The sequence below is a fragment of the Bacillus cereus group sp. Bce041 genome (assembly GCF_052646455.1).
Genome location: NZ_JBQXON010000006.1, coordinates 97,881 through 123,554 on the forward strand (window position 1 = coordinate 97,881; position 25,674 = coordinate 123,554).

The window sequence follows — 25,674 nt, forward strand, 5'->3', positions numbered from 1 at the left end:
GGAGTGGTTCAAAATGGAACAAACACTTGTTATACAAAAGAAGAAGCGTTTTGGATTTTCGCAAGGAATTGGGATTACATTATTAATCGCAATTGCCGCGAAATATTTAGCAGAGCTTCCATTTTTAAATATTATGGGACAATTAGTAATTGCTATTCTAATTGGGATGGTTTGGCGCGCTGCAATTGGAGTTCCTCACGATGCGATAGCAGGAACGAACTTTGCGAGTAAGAAGTTGCTGCGCTTTGGGATCATCTTACTTGGAATGCGATTAAATCTTGTTGATATTGCGAAGGCGGGACCGAAAGTATTGGTCATCGCGGCGGTTGTTATTACATTTACTATTTTTGTTGTATACGGACTAACGAAAGTATTTAAAGTAGAAAAGAAACTTGGGATTTTAACAGCATGCGGTACGGCAATTTGCGGCGCAGCCGCGGTCGTGGCAATTGCACCGCAAGTCAAAGCGAAGGACGATGAAACAGCAGTTGGGGCAGCAATCATCGCGATTTTAGGTACCATATTTACGCTTATTTATACGTTATTATATCCAGTACTTGGTTTATCTCCGTACGGTTATGGTGTATTCTCAGGTGCGACGCTTCATGAAATCGCTCATGTCATCGCAGCTGCGGCGCCAGGAGGAAGTACTGCTGTAGACATCGCAGTTATTGTGAAGTTAACGCGCGTAGCAATGCTTGTGCCAGTAGCGATTTTAATTGGTCTATGGTTTGGTAAGAGTGAAGGTAGCAAAGAAAAGAAATCGTGGCGCGAACTTCCAATACCATGGTTCATTTTCGGGTTCTTAGCGATGAGTGCAGTGCATTCGCTCGGGATTATTCCAGAAGTTGTTGCGGGATACATTGTTGTTCTTGCTTACATGCTTATCGCAATGGCGATGGCAGGGCTCGGTTTAAATGTAGAGTTTAAAACGTTCCGTAAATTAGGAAGTAAAGCATTCGTGGCAGGGCTGATTGGCTCGGTTTGCTTATCGGTTCTTGGATACGTTCTTGTATATGCGTTAGGATTTATGTAGTAGAGGAGAAAGCTGTTCCCGAAGGTGTTTGGGGACAGCTTTTTCTTATGATTATAGTAGCGCTACGGATGTCGATATATTTGGAAAATCGCCGATATAAATTGAATTACTCTTGTACTTTGTTAGAGTAGATGTTCAATGAAACATTTTTCTAAAATTTGTAAAGATATCTTTACTTATAACTGGAAAATATTTATAATTTAAGTAAAGATATCTTTACTTTTGAAGGTGGATCCTATGGGTGTGAAAAATAAAATAAAAGAGTTAAGAAAGCAAAATCATATAACACAAGTTGAAATGGCAAAGGCGATGCAGGTGACGCGGCAGACGATAGTGGCGATTGAAAATCATCATTACAATCCAAGTCTAGAGTTATCTTTAAAAATTGCCAAATATTTTGGAGTGAAGGTGGAGGAAATCTTTACGCTGGAGTAAGGAGAAAGAAAATAAATGATAAGCTTGAGAGATTTCAATTAGAGTAAACGTTTAAATATATAAGGATTGGTTTTGATTTATTAATTAGTATCGCATCAACGAGTGTGTTAGCAACAAGGAATAATAGATAGAAAAAGGGGAACTGGGATGGGATTACCGGTGTTATGTGTCGCTACAGCTATATTTTCGCTTCTTTGGGGAATGCAAAACTTTTCTCGTAATCCAGTGCCGAGTATTTGTATTATGATTGGTACTGTAGGTTTATCGTATTATTTATTATTATTAGCCCATTATCATAAAACGGCAACGAGTGTTGTTGTTGGAGCACTTATTTTATTTTGTGGGCGCGCCATACAAAAGGGGTTATTTCCATAAAAGCTGTTTATACATTTTGTATAAACAGCTTTTTGTATTTTTTTTACAAAAAGCTTGAAAGTTACGTAACGTCATCTTTTATAATGAAAGGGAAGAGGTGATGGTAGTGATTTCAATACAAGAATTGACGAGAGAAACAGGGGTTACAGTACGTACACTACGTTATTATGATCAAATAGATTTATTAAAGCCGAGCGGAAAAACAGAGGGTGGACATCGGTTATATAGTGAAAATGACGTTATTCGTTTGCAACAAATTTTATTTTTAAAAGAAATGGGATTTTCATTAAAAGAAACTGCGAATATGTTAGTAAAAGGTGAGCTGGATTTAAAAAATTCGCTTGAAAAACAACTTCGGTTTGTACAGGAAGAACAAAAGAAATTTAATCGAATGGAGAGTGTTTTACAAGCAGTTGTTTATTCGGTAGATGTGGAGGGAGAACTCGATTGGAAAGTTATGTTTGAACTGATTCAGCTTTCGAAGCAGTCTTCTCGTATACGTGAAATATTTCAAAATGAAGTATTTTCAAAGGAAGAACAAAAATTGCTTCATAATTTACCAAACATGAGTAAGGAAGATCCGAATGTTTTAGAATGGGTAGATTTATTAAAGCAATTACGCACTTTTATGAAAGACGGTAAAGAAGCTGCTAGTGATGAGGTACAAGGGGCAATGAAGAGATTAATGCAGAAGTGTTTAGAAATGGCCAATGGTGATGAAGCGTTTTTAGATAAGTTATGGGAAGTTAGAAAATCGAAGGAAGATTCACAGAAAATGAGCATGTATCCAATTGAAGAAGAACTTTTAGTGTATATGGATGAGGCTTTTCGTATTTATGATGAAAGGGAGAAGGATAAATGAGCATACTCGCAGAATATCGTTGGTATTTTTTAATTGGGGCAGAAATTGTATTTTGGTTATCAGCTATCGGTTTCTTTTTACTTCGCTACGGATTCCGTTTGAAAAAGGCGAGTTTTATTATGGGAATTGTACTCCTCGTAAATGAAGTGTTTATTTTAACTTTAGGAGTAGTGGACTATTATCAAACAGGAAAGTTCTCTAACTTTCAAATTATTACTGTAATTATTTTATTGTATGCAGTTTTCTACGGGAAAAAGGATTTGAAGAAGCTTGATATATTTGTGCAAAAATCAGTTGCGAAATGGCGGAATGAGCCGGCGCCTATTATAGAAGAACAGGTAGAATTAACAGGTATGGCTTATGCGAAGCAGGAAATAAAAAATTGGGTATTGCACCTTAGTTTGTTTGTTGTTGTGCATATTTTCTTTTTCTTTCTGTACGGTTTCGTACCATTTGAACAATGGGGGAATTGGTTAGAATCAGGAATCGTTTTAAATAAAGCAGCAAGTCGCGTTAGCCAAGTTTGGGCGATTATACTTTTAGTGGATACAGCTATTTCATTTTCATATGTTCTTTTTCCGAAGAAGGAGAAAGGTAACAAGAAGCTACTTTCTTAGGGGAAAGTAGCTTTTGCGGTATACAAATAATTTTTATAGGAGAGGATGACAATAGGAAAAAGAACTAGTTTTATATGGATATTTCTCTTTAGTTTAGTAGCATGCTCACAATCTAACACTGCAATTGATAAGAAGACTGATGTCGTTGTAAAGGGAACAGGAATTTCCAATCTAAATAAATTTGAACAGTTCGTTTTAAATATTGATCAAGGGAAAGTTGATAAAATAAGAATTGTACAATATACCCATGAAGGTGACCCGATTTTTCAAATGTTAGAGCGTAGTAAGCACGATATACTTTATGTGTCAGATAATAGAAAAGACCAATTTGCCGGTGATAATAAAGGGTTATATAAAGATAGTTGTAAAAGTATTGTGAAAGACGAGCGCGAATCAGGAACCATTTATAGGCTAATAGATTGTACGAATGAAGATGGGCGCAATGGATATGACGTATTATATGTACCTAAAAAATAGAGCTAGTAGAGGAAGGAAGTATATACTCCTTCCTTTTTCTATGTATATATTGTCGAAAACTTTACCGAATATCTGTTCGTTTTTTTAGGTTTTTTATGGGCATTCGTGGTAAAATAATAATACAGATTTTTTATGAGGAGGTCGGATTTTTTTGGAACGTCAATTTGAAATTGTCTCAGCGTATTCCCCGCAAGGTGATCAGCCGGTAGCTATAGAGAAGCTTGTAGAGGGAATTAATAGTGGAAAGAAAAAGCAAGTGTTGCTTGGAGCAACAGGAACGGGTAAGACATTTACGATTTCAAATGTCATTAAAGAAGTGCAAAAGCCAACACTTGTTATGGCTCATAATAAAACGTTAGCAGGGCAGTTATATAGTGAGTTGAAAGACTTTTTCCCGAATAATGCAGTTGAATATTTTGTTAGTTACTACGATTATTATCAGCCAGAAGCGTATGTACCACAAACAGATACGTTTATTGAAAAAGATGCGCAGATTAATGATGAAATTGATAAATTGCGTCACTCGGCAACGTCTGCATTATTTGAACGGGACGATGTAATTATCGTTGCGAGTGTTTCGTGTATATATGGTTTAGGTTCTCCAGAAGAATACCGCGAGCTAGTTGTTTCGCTTCGAGTTGGTATGGAAAAAGACCGTAATCAATTGCTTCGTGAACTTGTTGATGTACAGTATGGACGTAATGATATTGATTTCAAGCGTGGTACATTCCGTGTGCGAGGAGATGTAGTTGAAATCTTCCCGGCATCACTTGATGAGCATTGTATTCGAATCGAATTTTTCGGTGATGAAATCGATCGTATTCGTGAAGTAAATGCGTTAACAGGTGAAGTATTAGCAGAACGTGATCATGTAGCAATCTTCCCAGCATCTCACTTCGTTACACGTGAAGAAAAGATGAAGGTCGCTATTGAAAATATCGAAAAAGAATTAGAAGAGCGTTTAAAGGAATTAAATGATAACGGCAAGTTGTTAGAAGCGCAGCGTATAGAACAGCGTACACGTTATGATTTAGAAATGATGCGCGAGATGGGATTTTGTTCAGGTATTGAAAACTACTCCCGTCATTTAACACTTCGTCCAGCGGGGGCAACGCCGTATACGCTATTAGACTATTTCCCGAAAGATTTCTTAATCGTTATGGATGAATCGCACGTATCAGTACCGCAAGTAAGAGCGATGTATAACGGGGACCAAGCGCGTAAGCAAGTGCTTGTGGATCATGGATTCCGTCTGCCGTCAGCTTTAGATAATAGACCGCTCACATTCGATGAGTTTGAAGAGAAAACGAATCAAGTTATTTATGTTTCAGCAACGCCAGGACCGTATGAGTTAGAGCAGTCGCCAGAAGTAATAGAACAAATTATTCGTCCAACAGGGCTTTTAGATCCACCAATTGATATACGACCAATTGAAGGGCAAATTGACGATTTATTAGGAGAGATTCAAGATCGTATTGCAAAAAATGAACGTGTATTAATTACGACTTTAACGAAGAAAATGTCAGAGGATTTAACGGATTACTTAAAAGATGTAGGAATTAAAGTTAACTATCTTCACTCTGAAATTAAAACGTTAGAACGTATTGAAATTATCCGCGATCTTCGCCTCGGTAAATTTGATGTACTTGTCGGCATTAACTTATTGCGAGAAGGATTAGATATTCCGGAAGTATCACTTGTAGCTATTTTAGATGCTGATAAGGAAGGGTTCTTGCGTTCAGAACGTTCATTAATTCAAACAATCGGTCGTGCCGCGCGTAATGAAAACGGCCGCGTTATTATGTATGCAGATCGTATAACGAAATCTATGGGAATTGCGATTGAAGAAACGAAGCGTCGTCGTAGTATACAAGAAGCTTACAATGAAGAGCATGGTATTACGCCGAAAACGATTCAAAAAGGTGTGCGTGATGTAATTCGTGCAACGACAGCTGCTGAAGAAACGGAAACGTATGAAGCAACGCCAGCTAAGAAGATGACGAAAAAAGAGCGTGAAAAGACAATTGCGAAGATGGAAGCAGAAATGAAAGAAGCAGCAAAAGCGTTAGACTTCGAGCGTGCAGCTGAACTAAGAGATTTACTATTAGAATTAAAAGCGGAAGGGTGAAAAAAGTGAGTAAGAGCAAGGATTTTATCGTTGTAAAAGGTGCTAGAGCACATAACTTAAAAAATATTGATGTAACCATTCCGAGAAATCAGCTTGTCGTTGTAACGGGATTGTCTGGTTCGGGGAAATCATCATTAGCATTTGATACGATTTATGCAGAAGGGCAGCGCAGATACGTAGAATCGTTATCTGCGTATGCGCGCCAGTTTTTAGGACAAATGGATAAGCCGGATGTGGACACGATTGAAGGATTATCACCAGCAATTTCAATCGATCAAAAAACGACGAGTCGTAACCCACGTTCAACTGTCGGAACGGTAACGGAGATTTATGATTACTTACGTTTATTATTTGCACGAATTGGTACGCCAATTTGTCCGAATCATGGCATTGAAATTACGTCACAAACAGTAGAGCAGATGGTAGACCGTGTTCTTGAATATCCTGAACGTACGAAATTACAAGTGTTAGCGCCTATCGTTTCTGGGCGTAAAGGTGCGCATGTAAAAGTACTTGAAGATATTAAGAAGCAAGGATATGTTCGTGTTCGCGTTGACGGTGAAATGCTTGATGTATCTGAAGATATTACGTTAGATAAAAATAAGAAGCATTCCATTGAAGTTGTAATTGACCGTATTGTTGTAAAAGAAGGAATCGCAAGCCGCCTTGCTGATTCACTTGAAAGTGCATTAAAGCTTGGCGGAGGCCGAGTGTTAATTGATGTAATGGGAGAAGAGGAACTTCTGTTTAGTGAACATCATGCTTGTCCGCATTGTGGTTTTTCAATCGGAGAATTAGAGCCGCGTATGTTCTCATTCAACAGTCCGTTCGGAGCATGTCCTTCTTGTGATGGACTTGGTTCAAAGCTAGAGGTAGATTTAGAGCTTGTTATCCCGAACTGGGATTTATCATTAAATGAACATGCGATTGCACCTTGGGAACCAACAAGTTCACAATATTACCCACAACTTTTACAATCTGTATGTAATCATTACGGCGTTGATATGGATGTGCCTGTAAAAAATATACCGAAAGATTTATTTGATAAAGTGTTGTACGGAAGCGGGGAAGAGAAAGTTTATTTCCGCTATGTAAATGAATTTGGTCAAGTAAAGGAAAATGAGATTTTATTTGAAGGTGTTATTCCAAACATTGAACGTCGTTATCGTGAAACGAGTTCTGATTACATTCGTGAGCAAATGGAAAAGTATATGGCAGAACAAGCTTGTCCAAAGTGTAAAGGTGGACGCTTAAAGCCTGAGAGTTTAGCTGTATTTGTTGGCAATAAAACGATTGCTGACGTAACGAAGTATTCAGTTCAAGAAGTACAAGAATTCTTCTCAAATGTAGAGCTAACGGAGAAGCAACAAAAAATAGCTCATTTAATTTTAAGAGAAATTCAGGAGCGCGTTGGGTTCTTAGTGAACGTTGGTTTAGATTATTTAACGTTAAGCCGTGCCGCAGGAACTTTATCAGGTGGTGAGGCGCAGCGTATTCGTTTAGCGACGCAAATTGGTTCTCGTCTAACTGGCGTACTTTATATTCTAGATGAGCCTTCAATTGGTTTACACCAGCGTGATAACGATCGTCTTATTCGTACATTGCAAGAAATGCGCGATTTAGGCAATACGTTAATCGTTGTTGAACATGATGAAGATACGATGATGGCTGCTGACTATTTACTTGATATAGGGCCTGGTGCAGGTATTCATGGTGGACAGGTCGTTTCAGCGGGGACGCCGGCTGAAGTTATGCAAGATGAGAATTCATTAACAGGGAAGTATTTAAGTGGTAAAGAGTTTATTCCAGTTCCACTTGAAAGACGTAAAGGTGATGGACGTAAAGTAGAGATTGTCGGCGCAAAAGAGAATAACTTAAAGAATGCGAAAATGTCATTCCCACTCGGTACGTTTGTAGCGGTAACAGGGGTATCTGGTTCTGGTAAAAGTACGATGATTAATGAAGTACTATATAAATCGCTAGCTCAAAAGTTATATAAAGCGAAAGCGAAGCCAGGTACTCATAAAGAGATTAAAGGTCTTGAACATTTAGATAAGGTAATTGATATTGATCAATCACCAATTGGTCGTACACCACGTTCTAATCCAGCGACGTACACAGGTGTATTCGATGATATTCGTGATGTGTTTGCACAAACGAATGAAGCGAAAGTGCGCGGATATCAAAAAGGACGTTTCAGCTTTAACGTAAAAGGTGGCCGTTGTGAAGCGTGCCGTGGTGATGGAATTATTAAAATCGAAATGCATTTCCTACCAGATGTGTATGTTCCGTGTGAAGTTTGTCACGGTAAACGATATAATCGTGAAACGTTAGAAGTGAAATATAAAGATAAGAATATTTCTGAAGTGTTAGGGATGACAATTGAAGATGGAGTAGAATTCTTCGCCAATATTCCTAAAATTAAGCGTAAACTTCAAACGCTTGTAGATGTTGGGCTTGGTTATATGAAATTAGGTCAACCAGCAACAACATTATCTGGTGGGGAAGCACAGCGTGTGAAATTAGCTTCTGAATTACACCGTCGTTCTACAGGTCGTACGTTATACATTTTAGATGAGCCAACGACTGGTTTGCATGCGCATGATATTGCACGTCTTCTAGAAGTGCTGCAACGTCTTGTTGAGAGCGGTGAGACGGTACTTGTAATTGAACATAATTTAGATGTAATTAAAACAGCTGATTATATCGTTGACCTTGGACCAGAGGGCGGAGATAAAGGTGGACAAATCGTTGCTTCCGGAACGCCAGAGCAAGTAGTGAAAGAAGAACGCTCATACACAGGTAAGTATTTAAAAGAGATTTTAAATCGTGATAAAGCAAGAATGAAAGAGAAAATAAAAGAAGTAGAGTTATCGCAATAAGTTTATTGATGAAAACCGAGTGGAAATGACGCTCGGTTTTTATTGTATAGGGGGAGAAGATGGAGTTTTTAGAGGTTTTAAGAAAGAAAAATATGAAGGTAAGAGAATTTCAAAGTTGGGGTGTATATTTTCGAAAGCGCTGGGAGGATCACTTTGCAAATCATTTAAGTGATAAAGAAAAAGAAGATATTTTTCTTTATGGAGATAGGTATGCATGTGGTTATCTATGGCACATATTTAGTTATGAGAAAAAGAAGTGTTTAGAGGGTAAAGAAGCGGAAAACGCGTTTCATAATGAAGTGAAAAAGGATTGCTACATTTTCTATCAACACTGTGATGAGGTACTGTTAATAAAGGATGCGAGTTTGTTACATATGGATGATATATTGTGTGAGACAGACGATGCGTATAAAGGTGATATCTATATCGTAGATAAAGATTTCACTTGGACCTTTGTAAAAACTCATGAACATAGGTGGTGTGGTCCTTATTTTGCGAGGAAGTGTTAGTAGGTATACAAGCATGAAAGATAGAATAAGTTGATATAAGTGTTCGTATCATACTTGCGTTTATTATCTATTAGCGTATGATGAAATATATATGTTTAAAAGGATGTGTGACGAAATGAGATGGATTGTATCACTTCTTGTAAATAGCGTTGTGTTAATCGCTGTATCGGGACTTTTAAAAGGGATTGCACCAGATGCATTTTACGTAGCAAATATACAAACTGCAATTATTGCGAGTATTATATTGGCGGTTTTAAATGTGTTCGTAAAGCCGTTTTTAATTTTAATTACGCTACCAATTACTGTTGTAACTTTCGGCTTCTTCTTAATTGTTATTAATGCGATTACGTTAAAAATGGCAGATTCATTATTAGGAGATGCTTTTAATATATCAGGATTTGGTGTAGCGATTGTTGCGGCAATTTGTATTTCAATTTTTAATATGATAATTGAAAAGGCAATTGTTGAACCTCTATCTGAAAAAAAGAGAAAGTGACAAAAAGAAAAACATTTCATTATTCGTATGAAATGTTTTTTTCTATTTATTAGAAACCGTATTTCTTGTTTCCAGAAAAAAATGGTACAATATCCGATAGAATGGAATTTTACATCAAACGAGACTGAACCCGCAGCGGAGTGGAGGTTTATACATATGCCGAAAGTAAGGACAAAAGATTTAATTGAACAATTTCAATTGGAGTTAATCAGTGGTGAAGAAGGCATTCATCGTCCGATTGATACAAGTGATTTATCACGACCTGGAATTGAAATGGCAGGATTTTTTACATATTATCCAGCAGATCGTGTGCAGCTTCTTGGAAAGACGGAGCTTACGTTCTTTGACACGTTAACGTCAGAGCAAAAACAAGAGAGAATGAAAGCGCTTTGTACTGAGGAGACGCCATGTATTATTGTAACTCGTAATCAAGATGTACCAGATGAGTTATTACAAGCATCACGTGAATCAGGTATGCCTTTATTACGTTCTTCTCAAACGACAACTAGATTATCAAGTCGTTTAACAAACTATTTAGAAGGTAAGTTAGCACCAACAACTGCTGTTCATGGTGTGTTAGTAGATATTTACGGTGTTGGTGTTTTAATTACAGGTCAGAGTGGTGTTGGTAAAAGTGAGACAGCTCTTGAGCTTGTAAAGCGTGGTCACCGTCTTGTTGCGGATGATAGTGTAGAAATTCGTCAAGAAGATGAAGACATGTTAGTCGGAAGCTCACCAGATTTAATCGAACATTTATTAGAAATTCGTGGTCTAGGTATTATTAACGTTATGACGTTATTCGGTGCAGGGGCAGTACGAAATTATAAGCGTATTACACTTGTTATTAATCTTGAAATTTGGGATCAAAAGAAAAATTACGATCGCTTAGGTCTTGATGAAGAGAAGATGAAAATTATTGATACAGAGCTTACGAAGATTACACTTCCAGTTCGTCCTGGTCGAAACTTGGCTGTTATTATTGAAGTAGCAGCGATGAACTTCCGTTTAAAACGTATGGGAGTCAATGCAGCACAGCAGTTCTCTGAACGATTAATGAGTGCAATTGAGTTAGGAAATCAGGAGTAAACTTTGGAGAGGGAGGTCATATACATATGCTGTTAGCTTCTGTACCACAGCTTGACCGTGTAGCTATCCAACTTGGGCCGTTTCCTGTGTATTGGTACGGGATTATTATCGGTACAGGTGTGCTATTAGGTCTTTGGCTGGCAACTCGCGAGGGAGAAAGGCTAGGTATTCCAAAAGATACATTTGTTGACCTTGTATTAATTGCAGTACCGATCGCTATTCTTTTTGCGAGAATGTACTATGTTATTTTTGAATGGGAATATTACGCACAAAATCCGAGTCAAATTATTAATATTCGTCAAGGTGGTTTGGCGATTCATGGTGGTTTAATCGGGGCTGTTATTACAGGTGTTCTTTTTGCGAAACGACGCGGACTTTCTTTCTGGAAGTTGGCTGATATTGCTGCACCAAGTATTTTACTAGGACAAGCAATTGGCCGATGGGGAAACTTTATGAACCAAGAGGCGCATGGTGATGAAGTAACGAGACAGTTTTTAGAAGGTCTTCATTTACCGGATTTTATTATTAATCAAATGTATATTGAGGGTGTGTACTATCATCCGACGTTTTTATATGAATCATTATGGAATTTTGCAGGCGTAATTTTACTACTTGCATTAAGAAAAGTGAATTTACGTCGCGGGGAGTTATTCTTCACATATTTAATTTGGTATTCAGTAGGACGCTTCTTCGTAGAAGGCTTACGTACAGATAGTTTAATGCTAGGACCACTTCGTATCGCACAAGTAATGTCAATTGGACTTGTTGTTATTTCTATTATTTTCATTATTGTGAGACGAAAAATGGGGCAAGCTGATAAAAGATATTTAGAAAATTAGAGACAAGTAGCATCTTATTATAAGATGCTGCTTCTTTCATATTCAGGAAGGCGAAAGGACTAAGGCGATGAGAATAAATACAGTTTTATTTGATTTAGATGGAACTTTAATTAATACAAACGAACTTATTATTTCTTCTTTTTTACATACTTTAAATACATATTATCCAAATCAATATAAGCGTGAAGATGTATTGCCATTTATCGGTCCATCTTTGCATGATACTTTCAGTAAGATTGATGAAAGTAAGGTTGAAGAGATGATTACAAGTTATCGCGAATTTAACCATGATCATCATGATGAATTAGTAGAAGAATATGAAACTGTATATGAAACAGTTCGAGAGTTGAAGAAGCAAGGTTATAAAGTTGGTATTGTTACAACGAAAGCGAGACAAACCGTTGAGATGGGATTACAGTTGTCAAAGCTTGATGAATTTTTTGATGTTGTCGTGACAATTGATGATGTAGAGCATGTGAAACCACATCCAGAGCCACTTCAAAAAGCGCTTGAATTATTAGATGCAAAACCAGAAGAAGCATTGATGGTTGGGGATAATCATCATGATATTGTCGGTGGTCAAAATGCGGGGACGAAAACAGCTGCGGTTTCATGGACGTTGAAAGGTAGAGCGTATTTAGAGGCTTACAAGCCGGACTTTATGCTAGATAAAATGAGTGATTTGCTACCGATTTTGTCTAATATGAACCGTTCATAAAGGTCCAAGTAAGTTAGTAGAGGAGCGAGCTAAGTGCGACGGACAACGCGCTATCCTGTTTCAGGAGAAAATTCATTATGGAATGTGTATAAAACAGTGTCTTTTTGGAAGGTAATGAAAAACTTTATTATTATCCAAATTGCACGTTACACGCCATTTTTATCTGTGAAGAATTGGTTGTACCGCACTTTTTTACGGATGAAAGTAGGAAAGAAAACATCATTTGCGCTTATGGTAATGCCGGATATTATGTTCCCAGAAAAGATAACTGTGGGAGAGAATTCGATTATTGGCTATAACACAACGCTTTTAGCACATGAATATTTAATTCGTGAATATCGACTTGGGGAAATCGTCATTGGAAATGAAGTGATGATTGGAGCGAATGTAACAATATTACCAGGTGTGAAAATTGGAGACGGTGCGACTGTCTCAGCTGGCACACTTGTTCATAGAGATGTACCGAGCGGTGCTTTCGTAGGTGGAAATCCAATGCGTATTATTTATACGAAAGAGCAAATGACCGCCAGAGAAGGTTCATGGTGAAAATGTAACATTTCTCCTCTTTTTTTATGAATAAAAAGGAAATAATTGAGTATAATATACTGTTTTGTTTTTTACGGAATCGTTTATACTTATAGATAGAAGAATGTGTGAACGAAGAAAACAAAAAACTGGAGGATATATGGGGAAAAATCAAAGGATATATAAGGAGAACGGACAAGTTATCTCTTTTAATCAATTAGCGGACTTCTTTTATAAAAAAGGGATGAGAGCTTACAAAGGACAAAAATTGCAAGATGCAATTAAATATTTTCGAAGAGCGGCACAAAGTGAGAAGGAGCCGTTTATTTTATGTCAATTAGCAACAGTATTATCTGAGGCTGGTGAATATCAAGAGTCGAATCAAACCTTCTTAAAGTTAGTTAGATCTAATCCTGAACTTGAACAGTGCTATTATTTTATTGCAAATAATTATGCATATATGGGGTTATTTCAACAGGCGAAGAAATATGCGGATCGCTATTTAGAAGTTGCAAAAGAGAAGGAATTCGTAGAAGATACATTAGAACTTCTAGAGATTATGGAAGAAGAAGCAATGGGTGCGGAAGAGATTGAAGATGAAGATGATTTAATTGTTATGCAGGAAGAAGCGAATCGTTATATTCGTAATGGACAATTAGAAGAAGCAATTGCTACATTAGAAATTGTTACGAAAGATTATCCGGAATTTTGGTCAGGTCATAATAATTTAGCCATTGCACATTTTCAATCGGGTAATGTAGACAAAGCGCTGAAGTTAACAGAAATGATTTTAGAGAAAAATCCTGGTAATATACATGCGCTTTGTAATACACTTATTTTTCTATATTCAATTGGAGAGCATAAACAAGTAGAAGCATTAGCGGGACAGCTAGTTTCAGTATATCCAATTTCATTTGAACATCGTTTGAAACTGGGAACTACACTTGCAACAATTGGTTATTTCGAGCATGCATATAAATGGTTCAAACTATTAAAGCGTCAAGGATATGAGGGAGACGTTAGTTTTTATTATTGGTTTGCATATTCTGCTTATATGGTGAAAGATCAGCAACTAGCTGAAAAAATGTGGCAATATGTCGTGGAATTGCATCCTGATAAAAAGGGAAAAGAACCGTGGAATGCGCTGAATTTAGCAGATGAAGGACAAAACATGTTATTTGAAGAATTACGAAAATCATTTCAGCAAAGTGCGACGCTAGAAGAACAAATGCTAGCTTTATATTTAATGAATGAATTGTCAACGCCGGAGAAGGTGGGATTCTTCTTTGATATAACGCAAGCGAAGAACGGTGTTCCCATCGTATCACAACTTGCAAAGTACTTCTTTTTACTTAATAGTCATAAGAGTATTCCAGCTGATTTACAGCAATTTGAGCAGTGCGCGAGAATCGCGGATGCATTATACAATTATACGAAAAAAGATGATGAATTAATTGAAGAGTGTTTACACTTTTGGTTTTGTACGTTCATACGTTTATATACATCTGGAGACATATTTACAAATGTGTACGGCTGGTCAGCTGCGATTGAATACATTGTACGCGGCGAACAAGGAAATAAAATGACACAGTCGGAGCTTGGAGATGTATATAATGTATCTGTAGCGACTGTCCGAAAGTATGTGCAAGCTGTTAAGCGTACGCACACATAAGATAAGCAAATCATTGGGAAAAAAATGATGCTAACAGTATAATGAGGGTAACTTAATTGTGTAGGAATGGATAGGAGTGAATAGTGTGTCAGAAGAAAAAATTTATGATGTCGTTATTATTGGTGCAGGACCAGCTGGTATGACAGCTGCAGTATATACATCTCGTGCAAATTTAAGCACATTAATGCTTGAGCGTGGTATTCCAGGTGGCCAAATGGCAAACACGGAAGATGTAGAAAACTACCCAGGTTATGAGTCTATTTTAGGACCAGATTTATCAAATAAAATGTTCGAGCATGCGAAGAAATTTGGTGCTGAATATGCATACGGTGATGTGAAAGAAGTCATCGATGGTAAGGAATACAAAACAATTATTGCTGGTAAAAAAGAATATAAAGCACGTGCAATTATCGTTGCAAGCGGTGCAGAGTATAAAAAAATTGGTGTACCGGGTGAAACAGAACTTGGCGGCCGCGGTGTATCATATTGTGCAGTATGTGACGGAGCATTCTTTAAAGGAAAAGAACTTATCGTAATTGGCGGCGGAGATTCTGCTGTTGAAGAGGGTGTGTTCTTAACGCGCTTCGCATCAAAAGTAACGATCGTTCACCGTCGTGACACGCTTCGTGCACAGAAAATTTTACAAGACCGTGCTTTCCAAAACGAAAAAGTAGATTTCATTTGGAACCACACGATAAAAGAAATCAACGAAGCAAGTGGTAAAGTAGGAAGTGTAACACTTGTGGACGTAAATAGTGGAGAAGAGAAAGAAGTCAAAACTGACGGCGTATTCGTATACATCGGTATGTTACCTTTATCAAAACCATTTGTTGAACTAGGTATTACAAATGAAAATGGTTACCTTGAAACGAACGAGCGTATGGAAACGAAAATTCCTGGTATTTTCGCAGCTGGTGATGTTCGTGAAAAAATGCTTCGTCAAATTGTAACTGCAACAGGTGACGGTAGTATTGCAGCGCAAAGTGCACAACATTACGTAGAAGAATTATTAGAGGAATTAAAAACTGTATCAGAAAAATAAGGGATAATATACCTTGTGAGAAGAAAGCTACCGACAGGAGCTTTCTTCTTTTTTTGTGTGAAAATGTCAAAGTTTTGTCAAAAAATATAAGGATTATAAGGTTTCTTATTGATATACTGGACTTTACGGAAAAAATCACTATAAGAAATGAGGAATTTATTCAGTATGGAATGGCGTAATATATATCGTGGATTTTGTATGGGCGTTAGTGATTTAATTCCTGGTGTGAGCGGCGGTACAATCGCTGTTGTGTTAGGGATTTATGAACAATTGCTTGCGGCAATTAGTGGATTCTTTAGTCGTGAATGGAAAAAACATTTAGGATTTTTAATTCCACTTGCAGCTGGTGTGGCAGCGGCATTTTTAACGTTAAGTCACGTTATTAAATATTTACTTGCAAATCATTATGAACCGACTCAATTTTTCTTCCTCGGTTTAATTATTAGTATATTACCGATGTTAATGAGGGAAGCTGATGCAAAGTCGTCGTTTAAAGGTAAGCACATCGTTTTATTAATAGTTGCAGCAATTCTTGTTGCGATTACAGCTTTCTTTAAACCAGATAAGGCAGCAGATCCAATTACGACGTTAACAATTTTAAATGCAATTGGTTTATTTTTCGCAGGATGGATGGCTAGTATGGCCATGCTGCTTCCTGGAATTAGTGGATCGTTTATTTTATTAATTATTGGTGTGTATCCAACAGCAATTAACGCTTTAACTACACTTAACTTACCTTTAATCGTGGTTATCGGTGCTGGTGTTATGGTTGGATTTGTTGTAAGTAGTAAAGGCATTAGTTTTTTATTAGATCGTTATAAAAGTATGACATTTGCGGCAATTATTGGACTTGTAATCGGTTCGATTGTAATTGTATTCCCTGGGATTCCGACTGGCGGATTTTCAATTATAAGTTCAATTATTACCTTTATTTTAGGATTTGCGATTGTTACTTATTTCGGTAAGAAATAAGTACTTTAATCCCCTTGGCGATAAAAATCGTTAAGGGGATTTTTCATGCTATTCATTCAAAGTATAAGCATTTACATTGCTTGTTATAGAAAGCTTTTTTAAAATTGCTGAGTAGCATATGCTTAGCGAAAGAGGACTGGCTCCTTCGTTGTAGCAAACTGTTTTTGATAGTATAATGAAAGAAGTATGCAGTGAGGAATTTTACTGCAAGTAGCTGAGGTGAAGAAACATGCAAAGAGTGACAAACTGTGTGTTAATTAGAGATAATGAAGTACTCTTACTCCAAAAACCTCGCCGAAATTGGTGGGTTGCACCAGGCGGGAAAATGGAGCGTGGTGAGACTGTAAGAGATTCCGTTGTTCGCGAGTATCGTGAAGAAACAGGTATTTATTTGAAAAACCCAGCGTTAAAGGGGGTCTTCACCTTTGTCATCCAAGAAGGTGATAAAGTTGTTTCTGAATGGATGATGTTCTCCTTTTTAGCGACAGATTTTGCAGGAGAAAACAAACTAGAGAGCGAAGAAGGCATCATTGGTTGGCATACATTTGATAAAATTGATGATTTAGCAATGGCGCCAGGAGATTATCACATTATTGATTATTTAATTAAAGGAAATGGCATAATCTACGGTACATTTGTATATACCCCAGATTTTGAGTTGCTTTCATATCGATTAGATCCGAGTTAAACCGTCAAGGAGAGGATACAATGACAGAGAATAATGATATAAAAATGGTAATTATTACAGGGATGTCTGGAGCTGGAAAAACAGTAGCTTTACAAAGTTTTGAAGATTTAGGATATTTTTGTGTGGATAATTTACCACCGATGTTATTGCCAAAGTTTATTGAGCTTATGGCGGATTCAAAAGGGAAAATGAATAAAGTGGCACTTGGTATTGATTTACGTGGCCGCGAGTTTTTTGAACATTTATGGGGAGCACTTGATGATTTATCAGAACGTACATGGATTATTCCTCATATTTTATTTTTAGATGCGAAAGATAGTACGCTTGTAACTCGTTATAAAGAAACGAGACGTTCGCATCCACTTGCACCAACTGGTTTGCCGTTAAAGGGAATCGAAGCAGAGCGTAATTTATTAACAGATATGAAGGCACGAGCGAATATTGTGCTTGATACATCGGATTTAAAACCGAAAGAATTACGTGAAAAAATTGTTCACTTGTTCTCAACAGAAACTGAGCAAGCATTTCGTGTAAATGTTATGTCATTTGGATTTAAGTACGGTATTCCAATTGATGCAGATTTAGTATTTGATGTTCGTTTTTTACCAAATCCATATTACATTCCACACATGAAGCCATTAACAGGACTAGATGAAGAAGTTTCTTCGTATGTACTGAAATTTAATGAGACACATAAGTTTTTAGAGAAGTTGACGGATCTGATTACTTTCATGCTGCCTCATTATAAAAGAGAAGGCAAAAGTCAACTTGTAATTGCAATTGGATGTACAGGTGGACAGCATCGTTCTGTTACGCTTACAGAATACCTTGGGAAACATTTGAAACCAGAGTATAGTGTTCATGTATCTCATCGTGATGTGGAGAAGAGAAAGGGCCATTAAGGGATGAAAAAAGAGAGAAAGCCTAAAATTGTCATCATGGGAGGCGGAACTGGACTCTCTGTTTTATTAAGGGGATTAAAGCAATATCCTGTTGATATTACAGCAGTTGTTACAATTGCTGATGATGGTGGCAGTTCGGGTAGATTACGTGATGAGCTAGAAATTCCACCTCCAGGTGACATCCGTAACGTACTTGTTGCGTTATCGGATGTAGAGCCACTGGTGGAAGCTTTATTTCAGCACCGTTTCACAACAGGAGACGGACTGAAAGGTCATGCGTTAGGAAATCTATTGTTGGCAGGTATGACCTCGATTACAGGAGACTTTTTCCATGCAATTACAGAAACAAGTAAAGTATTAAATGTCAGAGGACGTGTATTACCAGCAGCGAATCAAAGTGCGGTACTTCATGCGGAACTTGAAGATGGGGAAATTGTAACAGGTGAATCAAAGATTCCTTATTACGGAAAGAAGATTAATCGTGTCTTTTTAACTCCAGAAGATGTAGAGCCATTGCATGAAACGTTGGCTGAGATTAAACGAGCTGATTTACTTGTTTTCGGTCCTGGAAGTTTGTATACGAGTATATTGCCTAATTTAGTTGTTAACAAAATTGGAGACGCTGTTCTTGCTGCAAAGGCGAAGAAGGTATATGTATGTAACGTTATGACACAAGCGGGTGAAACGATGGGATATACTGCTTTTGATCATGTGCAGGCGTTACACGATCATTTAGGGCAACCATTTATCAATACTGCAATTGTAAATAACCGTGAGATTCCTTGTGAATTACGCAAGTCATATGAGGAAGAAATGTCTACACCAGTTGTAGTGGATGAAGAACGTTTTGTTGAAAATAATATTGATGTTATTCAAGAGGGATTAGCGAAGTATGATGATCATGTTGTAAGGCATGATACGTTAAAGTTAGCGTCCATTTTATATTCATTGTTATAAATATGCGTTGCCTCGTTTGAGGTAGCGCTCCTCATTCATATAGGACAAGAATTTTGTTCCATAATAATCGTATAAGGAGGTGTTGACTGTGTCATTTGCATCAGAAACAAAGAAAGAGTTGACGAATCTTGAGATGAAGGAATGCTGTGAGAAAGCAGAATTATCAGCGTTACTTCGAATGAACGGGTCGCTTTCTTTTTCAAACCGTCGTCTATCTATCGATATTCAAACGGAAAATGCGGCAATTGCAAGAAGGATTTATACGCTTTTGAAAAAAGGATATGACGTGACGGTAGAATTGCTTGTCCGTAAAAAAATGCGCTTGAAGAAAAATAACGTATATATTGTGCGGCTTGTTGAGAAGTCTCGCGAAATATTAGCTGATCTTCATATCGTTCGAGATGACTTTTCATTTATTCGAAATATATCACAAGAATTGATTGAGAAGAAATGTTGTAAACGATCGTACTTACGTGGCGCATTTTTAGCAGGTGGTTCAGTAAATAACCCAGAAACATCATCTTATCATTTAGAAATCTTTTCGTTATATAAGGAACATAATGATGCTATATGTGAACTGATGAACGGATTTGATTTAAATAGTAAGACGTTGGAAAGAAGAAAAGGGTACATTACGTATTTGAAAGAAGCAGAAAAAATTACAGAGTTTTTAAATATTATAGGTGCTCATAATGCACTTTTAAGATTTGAAGATATTCGAATCGTACGTGATATGCGTAATTCTGTAAATCGTTTAGTGAACTGCGAAACAGCTAATTTAAATAAAACAATTGGTGCAGCACTAAGACAGATTGAAAATATTCGTTATATTGATGAGACAGTTGGTCTTGATATTTTGCCGGATAAATTACAAGAGATTGCACAATTACGAAGAGATTATCAAGATGTAACATTGAAAGAGTTAGGTGAGATGGTATCCGGGGGGAAGATTAGTAAGTCGGGTATTAATCATCGTTTGCGTAAAATCGATGAAATCGCAGAGAAATTACGCGCGGGGGAAACGTTAGTAAAAAAATAAGAGGTTAAAGGGGAAATGGAGCTGTGGTTCAAAAACGAGTTCAGGTTTCATTAAAAAACGGTTTACAAGCACGTCCGGCTGCGTTGTTTGTACAAGAGGCAAATCGCTTTCATGCAGATATCTTCATTGAGAAAGATGGAAAGACAGTAAATGCAAAGAGCATAATGGGGATTATGAGCTTAGCAATTGGAACTGGAAGCATGATAACAATTACAACAGAAGGTTCAGATGCAGAAGAGGCTTTAGAAGCATTAGCTGCATATGTACAATAAGAAGCTATCGCGTATATGCGATAGCTTTTTGTTTTTGCGGTTTACTTAAAGGGAGTTTTCGGGATAGGGGGTATGTAGGTGGTTTGTCCTTGTCGTAGATTGTCGGTAAATCGATATGTTGTGTCGAACCGTTGATATATTAAAAAAATCGTTGATATAATTTAAGTTTTGTTCGATATAATTGAAAAATCGTTGATATATTTAGGTGAATACCAGGGTGGGTATCCGGACGGAGGTGCATGATAATAAAAAAGCGCCCTGTAATAGGGTGCTTTTTTATGTATCTAGCTTCAGCGACTAGAATCTCAGGTCGTTGGAGCCCCTTCATTCGAGGCAAAAAGCGCCTCGGAATCAGGCGCTTCATCGCCCTGTGATTCTGAACGAGCCGCTTCTGCTTTTAGTTATATCCAGCTCCAGCGGCTAGAATCTCCGGTCGCTTCGCCCCTTCATTCGAGGCAAAAAGCGCCTCGGAATCAGGTGCTCCATCGCCCTGTGATTCTGAACGAGCCGCTTCCGCTTTTAGTTATTAACGATTTGTAAAGATCTTATCGATTAAACCGTATTCTAAAGCTTTTTCTGCTGTCATGAAGTTGTCGCGGTCTGTGTCGCGTTGTAGTACTTCAAGTGGTTGACCAGTGCGGTCAGCAAGAATTTGGTTTAGTTTTTCACGTAAGAATAGGATACGTTTTGCAGCGATTTCGATTTCAGTCGCTTGACCTTGTGCTCCACCAAGTGGTTGGTGAATCATTACTTCACTGTTTGGAAGTGCGTAACGTTTTCCTTTTTCACCTGCTGCAAGTAAGAATGCACCCATAGATGCAGCCATACCGATACAGATTGTTGATACTTGTGGTTTAATAAACTGCATTGTATCATAGATTGCCATACCCGCTGTGATAGAACCACCAGGGCTGTTGATGTAGATGTGAATATCTTTTTCTGGATCTTGAGATTCCAAGAATAAAAGCTGGGAAACGATTGAGTTAGCTACGTTGTCATCAATTGCACTACCAAGCATAATGATGCGGTCTTTTAATAGTCGAGAGTAAATATCGTAAGCGCGTTCTCCACGATTTGTTTGTTCAATTACTGTAGGAATTAAATTCATCTGTTATTTCCTCCTTATAAAGCTTTCTTAGTCTTATAATACAATTATGGTCAATAAAGGTCAAACGAAACCACTTTAAATCAAAAAAATATGTAGTTGTACCATGAAATATTCGCTATGTTTTCGAAATTCCCTGCTTATGTATCTTCAACATCATAACCGAATTACATAAATTTAAACGTTACGAAAACTGGAGAAAAAAGAAAAGAACGCCTTTTAACTGAAGCGTTCTTTCGATAATTAGTCTTTTAAAAGATAGGTTACTTTATTTAAAATCTTTTCGATTTGTTTCGCGTTTTTACTATACATTTCGCTTGCTGACTTCGACTTTGTTTCTAGGGAAAATAGTTCAAGATCAGCATGACATTTTTTTAAAGATGCTAATAATAAAGGTTTGTTTTGAGGAGAAGGCATTTGGAGTTTGTCATTGTAAATGTCGATAGTAAGTTGTCCGTATGAATCCACTTGACCGAGGAAGACATTTTCAATAACAACACCGATTTTTTCTAATTCTGAATGTAGCCAAGCGCGGTTATGTCCGCTTGCTGAAAGAGGTTCATCTAGTACATTTCCATCCATAATAACAGTTTGTGGTTCTTTTTCATTTGGCACTTTTAAACCTAGATCTTTTGCTGTAAGTGGCTGAGAATCTTTCTTTAATAATACATTTAATTCTCCACTCGGTTCTAAGACAGCAAATTCGACTTCAGCTATACTGAATGCACCATTTCCTCTAAGAAGTTCAAGTAACTCATCACTTGTATATTTCTCTTTCTTTAAATTATCCTCAAGTACTTTGCCATCTTTTATTAACACTGTAGACTTCCCTTCAAAAAAATCTCTAGCCGTTTTGTTTTTTAGGGAGAGAATTCCGACAAAGAAGGGTACTGAGGCGAAAATAAGTATGGCAAAGACACCGTGGAAAAACTTTTGATCAAGCCCTGTAGCTATTTGAGCGGCGATATCGCCAATTGTCATTCCTGCTATGTATTCAAAAAAGGAAAGCTGAGAGATTTGCCTTTTTCCTAAGCACTTTGTAATAGTGAATAAAATGATTAATATGAATACAGAGCGAAGGATAACAAGTGTCCATTCCGGCAGGTGAGACATAGTCATTTCCTCCAGTCTACTTAAAACCCTTTATATTGAGGTTCTTCACGTTCTAATAATGAAACCCTATCCTGTAAATCAGCGATGATGCTGTCCATTTCTAACATACATTCATGAAATACGCGTTTTGCTTCATCGTCTGTAGAGTTTAGCGAAAGGGAACTTAAGCTTGCTTGAGCTCCCCTTACACTAGCGAGGCAAGTTTTTACGCTAGCAATAACAGTCATATAAACACCTCTTATCCTTTCGGTTTGAATAACAATGCTCCAATGAAGCCGAAAATAATAGCTGCTGATACACCGGCGCTCGTTACTTTAAACATGCCGGTAATAACGCCAACGATGCCATGTTTTGCAGCTTCTTCCATTGCGCCATGAACGAGGGCATTACCGAAGCTTGTAATAGGTACGGTTGCCCCAGCTCCAGCGAAATCAATTAATGGTTCATACAAATTGAATCCATCTAATATAGCTCCGGCAACAACGAGTGTTGCCATTGTATGGGCGGGTGTTAGTTTGCCGACATCAAACATAAGTTGGCCGATTACACATATGAGTCCGCCAATGACGAAAGCCCAGAAAAAAATCATTGCGTTGCACCTCCAAATTCAATCGAAACGGCATGAGCGATACACGGAATCGTTTCTTCTTGTTGGAATGTAAGTGGAGATAGTAAAGCGCCTGTCGCAACGACAAGTATTTTTTTGAACTCTCCTCTTTTCATTCGGTTTAATAAATGACCGTACACGACCGTTGCAGAACATCCTGGTCCGCTAGCGCCAGCGATAACAGGTTGCCCTTCTCTATAAATGAGTAACCCGCAATCTTGAAACTGTTCGCTCGTTACTTTCGTTCCGTGTTTATGTAGTAAGTCATAAGCAATTTCGCGACCGACATGTCCGAGGTCACCCGTTACGATTAAATCGTAGTAAGAGGCATCAATTTGGCGTTCGCGTAAGTGGGCTTCAATTGTATCAACGGCAGCTGGAGCCATTGCACCTCCCATATTAAACGGATCTGTTAATCCCATATCAACCACTCGTCCGATTGTGGCAGATGTTACCCTAGGACCGTGTCCAGTATCGCTTAAAATAGCGGCTCCTGCTCCGGTTACTGTCCACTGCGCGGTAGGTGGTTTTTGCCCGCCATATTCGGTAGGATAGCGGAATTGTTTTTCTACAGCGGTGTTATGGCTTGATGCCCCGGTTAATAAATATTTTGCGCCTTTTGCATTTACGATACTTGCTCCAAGTGCTAAACCTTCCATAGAAGTAGAACAAGCGCCAAATAGTCCGAGATAAGGAGTGCCTAGTGTACGGCAAGCAAAGCTTGTAGGGGTAATTTGATTAATTAAATCGCCTGCCAGTACAAATTGAATATCATCTTTACGAAGTTTTGCTTTTTCGGTGGCGCGGCTACAAGCTTCTTCAAATAAAATTTTATGTGCTTTTTCATAGGAATCTTGTCCGAGCCATAAATCTTCATGGAGGGTATCGAAATCTTCTGGGATTTTCCCTTTTGCTTCAAACGGTCCGCCAACGACTCCCGTCGAAATAATAACTGGTTTGTTTTCAAATACCCACGTTCGGTGTCCTTGTAACATTTATAGCCCTCCCCATTGAACGAGAATCGTTTTGATAAGTGCGATGACGAAAGCGGAAAATACACCAAATAAAATAACAGAACCAGCTAGTTTAAACATATTGCCGCCAACGCCAAGGACAAATCCTTCCGTTCGATGCTCAATACACGCGGCAATAACAGAGTTACCAAATCCAGTAACAGGTACAGCTGTACCTGCTCCGGCAAACTGTCCAAAACGATCGTATATACCAAATCCAGTTAGCAACATGGAGATGAAAATGAGAGTTGCGACTGTTGGATTGCCTGCTGAGCGTTCAGTGAAATCAAAATATGTGATGTAAAAAGTAGAAATGAGTTGTCCGATGAAGCAAATAAAACCACCGACGAAAAAGGCTTTTATACAATTTTTTAAGACAGGTCGTTTCGGTTCGCGTTCTTGTTCGAATTTTTTATACTCCTGTTGTACAGGGGTTAAGTTTTTATCTTTACTAGCCATTGCAATCCTTCCTTTTCTTTTAAAAAGCGTTAAGTGTTAGACTCCATTTTTTTACCAATGAATTTTAATTGTTTATTAATTTCATCTTTAGATACTTCTTTTTCCTTAATTTTTCTTTCGAGTTTTTCGAGTAACATAAAGATTTTTTTATCTGTACTGACACGAACATCGAAAGTAGGATGCTCATCACTTAGCTGCTTTTGAAGCTTCTTACGAAGAGGTTTTAATCCAAACCTTTCGTGATGCTCCGGTATAACTGCTATGTAGAGATCTAAATTTGAATTCACTGCTGTGCTTTTTATAATTTCATCCATAGCGAGAGCTCTTTTCTTCGCTCCTTGTGATATAGATTGATTAAAGGATTCCGTACTCGTCTTTGTTAACTTTGGACCTTTTTCTTTCTCCGTTCGTTTTGCTTCTTCTTTCACTTTTTTATCTAAAGGACTATTATCACATCCAGTAAAAGAGCTAAATAGAAGTGCAAATAATGCAGTTATGAGGCCGAGTTTTCGCATAATTATCATTCCATTTCTATTGCAATATGTAATGTGATAGAAAAAGGATGACTGCATATCATCCTTTTTCTATTTCACAGCAAGACTGATTCGTTATTGCTGTGAGTATTGTGGTTCTTCTTGTTGGACTTCTTCAACGCGTGGGTTTAAAGAATCGATAATCGTTTGTGTTTGCTGCGCAGCTGTTTGGAAAAGTTGCTTCGCTTGTTGGTTATCCGTATCAAGAGCGAATCCCTCTAAGCTAGCTTGTGCACTTTTTAATCCAGAAACAGTTTGCTTTAGTTTCGTAATTACAGTCATTGAATGAAGCCCCCTTTGGAATATCAATTCAAA

The 25,674-nt window shown here is 37.7% G+C and carries 30 protein-coding genes; 22 read left to right on the top strand and 8 right to left on the bottom strand.

Translation table 11 applies throughout. The features are described from left to right. Positions 1 to 13: 13 nt before the first annotated feature. The 22 genes from ACUN13_RS19750 (at position 14) to ACUN13_RS19855 (ending at position 20,529) form a co-directional block, all read left to right on the top strand. On the top strand, positions 14 to 1,036 hold the full coding sequence (locus tag ACUN13_RS19750) for a YeiH family protein (protein WP_000438432.1): 1,023 nt from the start codon (positions 14 to 16) through the stop codon (positions 1,034 to 1,036). A gap of 237 nt (positions 1,037 to 1,273) precedes the next feature. Beyond that, the gene (locus ACUN13_RS19755; RefSeq protein WP_000538364.1) at positions 1,274 to 1,471 is read left to right on the top strand and encodes a helix-turn-helix transcriptional regulator; all 198 of its coding nucleotides are present in this window, start codon (positions 1,274 to 1,276) and stop codon (positions 1,469 to 1,471) included. A gap of 147 nt (positions 1,472 to 1,618) precedes the next feature. After that, on the top strand, positions 1,619 to 1,846 hold the full coding sequence (locus ACUN13_RS19760; protein ID WP_000524139.1) for a hypothetical protein: 228 nt from the start codon (positions 1,619 to 1,621) through the stop codon (positions 1,844 to 1,846). Between the two features lie 100 nt (positions 1,847 to 1,946). After that, positions 1,947 to 2,708 carry a MerR family transcriptional regulator gene (locus ACUN13_RS19765; protein WP_000260345.1) on the top strand — a complete coding sequence of 254 codons (762 nt, stop codon included), beginning with the start codon at positions 1,947 to 1,949 and terminating at the stop codon, positions 2,706 to 2,708. Then, positions 2,705 to 3,325 (top strand): hypothetical protein, encoded by a 621-nt coding sequence (locus ACUN13_RS19770; RefSeq protein ID WP_000025220.1) that lies wholly within the window; start codon positions 2,705 to 2,707, stop codon positions 3,323 to 3,325. Before ACUN13_RS19765 ends, ACUN13_RS19770 begins: the two co-directional genes overlap by 4 nt. Before the next feature lie 45 nt (positions 3,326 to 3,370). After that, the gene (locus tag ACUN13_RS19775) at positions 3,371 to 3,802 is read left to right on the top strand and encodes a DUF4362 domain-containing protein (RefSeq protein WP_242259332.1); all 432 of its coding nucleotides are present in this window, start codon (positions 3,371 to 3,373) and stop codon (positions 3,800 to 3,802) included. A 151-nt stretch (positions 3,803 to 3,953) separates the two neighbouring features. Further along, complete coding sequence (gene uvrB / locus ACUN13_RS19780) at positions 3,954 to 5,930, top strand: excinuclease ABC subunit B (protein WP_000441059.1); 1,977 nt, start codon at positions 3,954 to 3,956, stop codon at positions 5,928 to 5,930. A 5-nt stretch (positions 5,931 to 5,935) separates the two neighbouring features. Beyond that, on the top strand, positions 5,936 to 8,812 hold the full coding sequence (gene uvrA, locus ACUN13_RS19785; RefSeq protein ID WP_061457871.1) for an excinuclease ABC subunit UvrA: 2,877 nt from the start codon (positions 5,936 to 5,938) through the stop codon (positions 8,810 to 8,812). Positions 8,813 to 8,871: 59 nt separating this feature from the next. Further along, positions 8,872 to 9,321 (top strand): DUF4275 family protein, encoded by a 450-nt coding sequence (locus ACUN13_RS19790; protein ID WP_257115770.1) that lies wholly within the window; start codon positions 8,872 to 8,874, stop codon positions 9,319 to 9,321. Between the two features lie 115 nt (positions 9,322 to 9,436). After that, positions 9,437 to 9,817, top strand: a complete 381-nt coding sequence (locus tag ACUN13_RS19795; protein WP_257115769.1) for a phage holin family protein — start codon at positions 9,437 to 9,439, stop codon at positions 9,815 to 9,817. A gap of 156 nt (positions 9,818 to 9,973) precedes the next feature. Further along, positions 9,974 to 10,903, top strand: a complete 930-nt coding sequence (gene hprK, locus ACUN13_RS19800) for an HPr(Ser) kinase/phosphatase (protein WP_001127250.1) — start codon at positions 9,974 to 9,976, stop codon at positions 10,901 to 10,903. A 26-nt stretch (positions 10,904 to 10,929) separates the two neighbouring features. Further along, positions 10,930 to 11,742 carry a prolipoprotein diacylglyceryl transferase gene (gene lgt / locus ACUN13_RS19805; protein WP_000922849.1) on the top strand — a complete coding sequence of 271 codons (813 nt, stop codon included), beginning with the start codon at positions 10,930 to 10,932 and terminating at the stop codon, positions 11,740 to 11,742. Positions 11,743 to 11,809: 67 nt separating this feature from the next. After that, entirely contained in the window at positions 11,810 to 12,460 is a 651-nt protein-coding gene (gene ppaX / locus ACUN13_RS19810; RefSeq protein WP_001222403.1) for a pyrophosphatase PpaX, read from the top strand. A 33-nt stretch (positions 12,461 to 12,493) separates the two neighbouring features. Next, a complete protein-coding gene (locus tag ACUN13_RS19815; RefSeq protein ID WP_001255070.1) occupies positions 12,494 to 13,006 on the top strand; it encodes an acyltransferase in 513 nt (170 codons plus the stop codon). 139 nt (positions 13,007 to 13,145) lie between these two features. Next, positions 13,146 to 14,657, top strand: a complete 1,512-nt coding sequence (locus tag ACUN13_RS19820; RefSeq protein WP_000517739.1) for a tetratricopeptide repeat protein — start codon at positions 13,146 to 13,148, stop codon at positions 14,655 to 14,657. Positions 14,658 to 14,742: 85 nt separating this feature from the next. Then, positions 14,743 to 15,699, top strand: a complete 957-nt coding sequence (gene trxB, locus ACUN13_RS19825) for a thioredoxin-disulfide reductase (RefSeq protein WP_001288078.1) — start codon at positions 14,743 to 14,745, stop codon at positions 15,697 to 15,699. Positions 15,700 to 15,864: 165 nt separating this feature from the next. Continuing rightward, entirely contained in the window at positions 15,865 to 16,671 is an 807-nt protein-coding gene (locus ACUN13_RS19830; protein WP_000455196.1) for a DUF368 domain-containing protein, read from the top strand. A gap of 229 nt (positions 16,672 to 16,900) precedes the next feature. Further along, the gene (locus ACUN13_RS19835) at positions 16,901 to 17,359 is read left to right on the top strand and encodes an NUDIX hydrolase (protein ID WP_001190080.1); all 459 of its coding nucleotides are present in this window, start codon (positions 16,901 to 16,903) and stop codon (positions 17,357 to 17,359) included. A 20-nt stretch (positions 17,360 to 17,379) separates the two neighbouring features. Continuing rightward, positions 17,380 to 18,261, top strand: a complete 882-nt coding sequence (gene rapZ, locus ACUN13_RS19840) for an RNase adapter RapZ (RefSeq protein ID WP_000138459.1) — start codon at positions 17,380 to 17,382, stop codon at positions 18,259 to 18,261. Between the two features lie 3 nt (positions 18,262 to 18,264). Next, entirely contained in the window at positions 18,265 to 19,218 is a 954-nt protein-coding gene (locus tag ACUN13_RS19845; RefSeq protein WP_000712188.1) for a gluconeogenesis factor YvcK family protein, read from the top strand. Positions 19,219 to 19,306: 88 nt separating this feature from the next. Continuing rightward, positions 19,307 to 20,257 carry a DNA-binding protein WhiA gene (gene whiA / locus ACUN13_RS19850; RefSeq protein WP_000006558.1) on the top strand — a complete coding sequence of 317 codons (951 nt, stop codon included), beginning with the start codon at positions 19,307 to 19,309 and terminating at the stop codon, positions 20,255 to 20,257. A gap of 23 nt (positions 20,258 to 20,280) precedes the next feature. Beyond that, complete coding sequence (locus ACUN13_RS19855; RefSeq protein WP_000250307.1) at positions 20,281 to 20,529, top strand: HPr family phosphocarrier protein; 249 nt, start codon at positions 20,281 to 20,283, stop codon at positions 20,527 to 20,529. Positions 20,530 to 21,055: 526 nt separating this feature from the next. On the opposite strand, the gene clpP is transcribed toward ACUN13_RS19855, so the two are convergent. The 8 genes from clpP to ACUN13_RS19895 all read right to left on the bottom strand — a co-directional run bounded on the left by clpP (position 21,056) and on the right by ACUN13_RS19895 (position 25,641). Then, positions 21,056 to 21,637 (bottom strand): ATP-dependent Clp endopeptidase proteolytic subunit ClpP, encoded by a 582-nt coding sequence (clpP, locus tag ACUN13_RS19860; RefSeq protein ID WP_001049162.1) that lies wholly within the window; start codon positions 21,635 to 21,637, stop codon positions 21,056 to 21,058. A 240-nt stretch (positions 21,638 to 21,877) separates the two neighbouring features. Beyond that, a complete protein-coding gene (locus tag ACUN13_RS19865) occupies positions 21,878 to 22,747 on the bottom strand; it encodes a DUF421 domain-containing protein (RefSeq protein WP_000018930.1) in 870 nt (289 codons plus the stop codon). Positions 22,748 to 22,767: 20 nt separating this feature from the next. After that, positions 22,768 to 22,974: a DUF1657 domain-containing protein gene (locus tag ACUN13_RS19870; protein ID WP_000215913.1), complete on the bottom strand. Its 207-nt coding sequence runs from the start codon at positions 22,972 to 22,974 to the stop codon at positions 22,768 to 22,770. Positions 22,975 to 22,985: 11 nt separating this feature from the next. Next, positions 22,986 to 23,336, bottom strand: coding sequence for a stage V sporulation protein AE (spoVAE, locus tag ACUN13_RS19875; RefSeq protein WP_000575919.1), 351 nt, complete (start codon positions 23,334 to 23,336; stop codon positions 22,986 to 22,988). Continuing rightward, positions 23,333 to 24,349 carry a stage V sporulation protein AD gene (spoVAD, locus tag ACUN13_RS19880; RefSeq protein ID WP_000938963.1) on the bottom strand — a complete coding sequence of 339 codons (1,017 nt, stop codon included), beginning with the start codon at positions 24,347 to 24,349 and terminating at the stop codon, positions 23,333 to 23,335. Before spoVAD ends, spoVAE begins: the two co-directional genes overlap by 4 nt. Next, the gene (spoVAC, locus tag ACUN13_RS19885) at positions 24,350 to 24,826 is read right to left on the bottom strand and encodes a stage V sporulation protein AC (RefSeq protein ID WP_000146953.1); all 477 of its coding nucleotides are present in this window, start codon (positions 24,824 to 24,826) and stop codon (positions 24,350 to 24,352) included. A gap of 29 nt (positions 24,827 to 24,855) precedes the next feature. Further along, entirely contained in the window at positions 24,856 to 25,341 is a 486-nt protein-coding gene (locus ACUN13_RS19890; protein WP_001228543.1) for a YhcN/YlaJ family sporulation lipoprotein, read from the bottom strand. A gap of 93 nt (positions 25,342 to 25,434) precedes the next feature. Beyond that, a complete protein-coding gene (locus ACUN13_RS19895) occupies positions 25,435 to 25,641 on the bottom strand; it encodes a DUF1657 domain-containing protein (RefSeq protein ID WP_000216166.1) in 207 nt (68 codons plus the stop codon). Positions 25,642 to 25,674: the final 33 nt, after the last annotated feature.

What these genes read in the sequence shown, in the direction of transcription:
- ACUN13_RS19750 (WP_000438432.1), top strand. Translation starts at nt 14, where the DNA reads ATGGAACAAACACTTGTTATACAAAAGAAGAAGCGTTTTGGATTTTCG.
- ACUN13_RS19755 (WP_000538364.1), top strand. Translation starts at nt 1,274, where the DNA reads ATGGGTGTGAAAAATAAAATAAAAGAGTTAAGAAAGCAAAATCATATA.
- ACUN13_RS19760 (WP_000524139.1), top strand. Translation starts at nt 1,619, where the DNA reads ATGGGATTACCGGTGTTATGTGTCGCTACAGCTATATTTTCGCTTCTT.
- ACUN13_RS19765 (WP_000260345.1), top strand. Translation starts at nt 1,947, where the DNA reads ATGGTAGTGATTTCAATACAAGAATTGACGAGAGAAACAGGGGTTACA.
- ACUN13_RS19770 (WP_000025220.1), top strand. Translation starts at nt 2,705, where the DNA reads ATGAGCATACTCGCAGAATATCGTTGGTATTTTTTAATTGGGGCAGAA.
- ACUN13_RS19775 (WP_242259332.1), top strand. Translation starts at nt 3,371, where the DNA reads ATGACAATAGGAAAAAGAACTAGTTTTATATGGATATTTCTCTTTAGT.
- ACUN13_RS19790 (WP_257115770.1), top strand. Translation starts at nt 8,872, where the DNA reads ATGGAGTTTTTAGAGGTTTTAAGAAAGAAAAATATGAAGGTAAGAGAA.
- ACUN13_RS19795 (WP_257115769.1), top strand. Translation starts at nt 9,437, where the DNA reads ATGAGATGGATTGTATCACTTCTTGTAAATAGCGTTGTGTTAATCGCT.
- hprK (WP_001127250.1), top strand. Translation starts at nt 9,974, where the DNA reads ATGCCGAAAGTAAGGACAAAAGATTTAATTGAACAATTTCAATTGGAG.
- lgt (WP_000922849.1), top strand. Translation starts at nt 10,930, where the DNA reads ATGCTGTTAGCTTCTGTACCACAGCTTGACCGTGTAGCTATCCAACTT.
- ppaX (WP_001222403.1), top strand. Translation starts at nt 11,810, where the DNA reads ATGAGAATAAATACAGTTTTATTTGATTTAGATGGAACTTTAATTAAT.
- ACUN13_RS19820 (WP_000517739.1), top strand. Translation starts at nt 13,146, where the DNA reads ATGGGGAAAAATCAAAGGATATATAAGGAGAACGGACAAGTTATCTCT.
- ACUN13_RS19830 (WP_000455196.1), top strand. Translation starts at nt 15,865, where the DNA reads ATGGAATGGCGTAATATATATCGTGGATTTTGTATGGGCGTTAGTGAT.
- ACUN13_RS19835 (WP_001190080.1), top strand. Translation starts at nt 16,901, where the DNA reads ATGCAAAGAGTGACAAACTGTGTGTTAATTAGAGATAATGAAGTACTC.
- rapZ (WP_000138459.1), top strand. Translation starts at nt 17,380, where the DNA reads ATGACAGAGAATAATGATATAAAAATGGTAATTATTACAGGGATGTCT.
- ACUN13_RS19845 (WP_000712188.1), top strand. Translation starts at nt 18,265, where the DNA reads ATGAAAAAAGAGAGAAAGCCTAAAATTGTCATCATGGGAGGCGGAACT.
- clpP (WP_001049162.1), bottom strand. Translation starts at nt 21,637, where the DNA reads ATGAATTTAATTCCTACAGTAATTGAACAAACAAATCGTGGAGAACGC.
- ACUN13_RS19865 (WP_000018930.1), bottom strand. Translation starts at nt 22,747, where the DNA reads ATGTCTCACCTGCCGGAATGGACACTTGTTATCCTTCGCTCTGTATTC.
- ACUN13_RS19870 (WP_000215913.1), bottom strand. Translation starts at nt 22,974, where the DNA reads ATGACTGTTATTGCTAGCGTAAAAACTTGCCTCGCTAGTGTAAGGGGA.
- spoVAE (WP_000575919.1), bottom strand. Translation starts at nt 23,336, where the DNA reads ATGATTTTTTTCTGGGCTTTCGTCATTGGCGGACTCATATGTGTAATC.
- spoVAD (WP_000938963.1), bottom strand. Translation starts at nt 24,349, where the DNA reads ATGTTACAAGGACACCGAACGTGGGTATTTGAAAACAAACCAGTTATT.
- spoVAC (WP_000146953.1), bottom strand. Translation starts at nt 24,826, where the DNA reads ATGGCTAGTAAAGATAAAAACTTAACCCCTGTACAACAGGAGTATAAA.
- ACUN13_RS19890 (WP_001228543.1), bottom strand. Translation starts at nt 25,341, where the DNA reads ATGCGAAAACTCGGCCTCATAACTGCATTATTTGCACTTCTATTTAGC.
- ACUN13_RS19895 (WP_000216166.1), bottom strand. Translation starts at nt 25,641, where the DNA reads ATGACTGTAATTACGAAACTAAAGCAAACTGTTTCTGGATTAAAAAGT.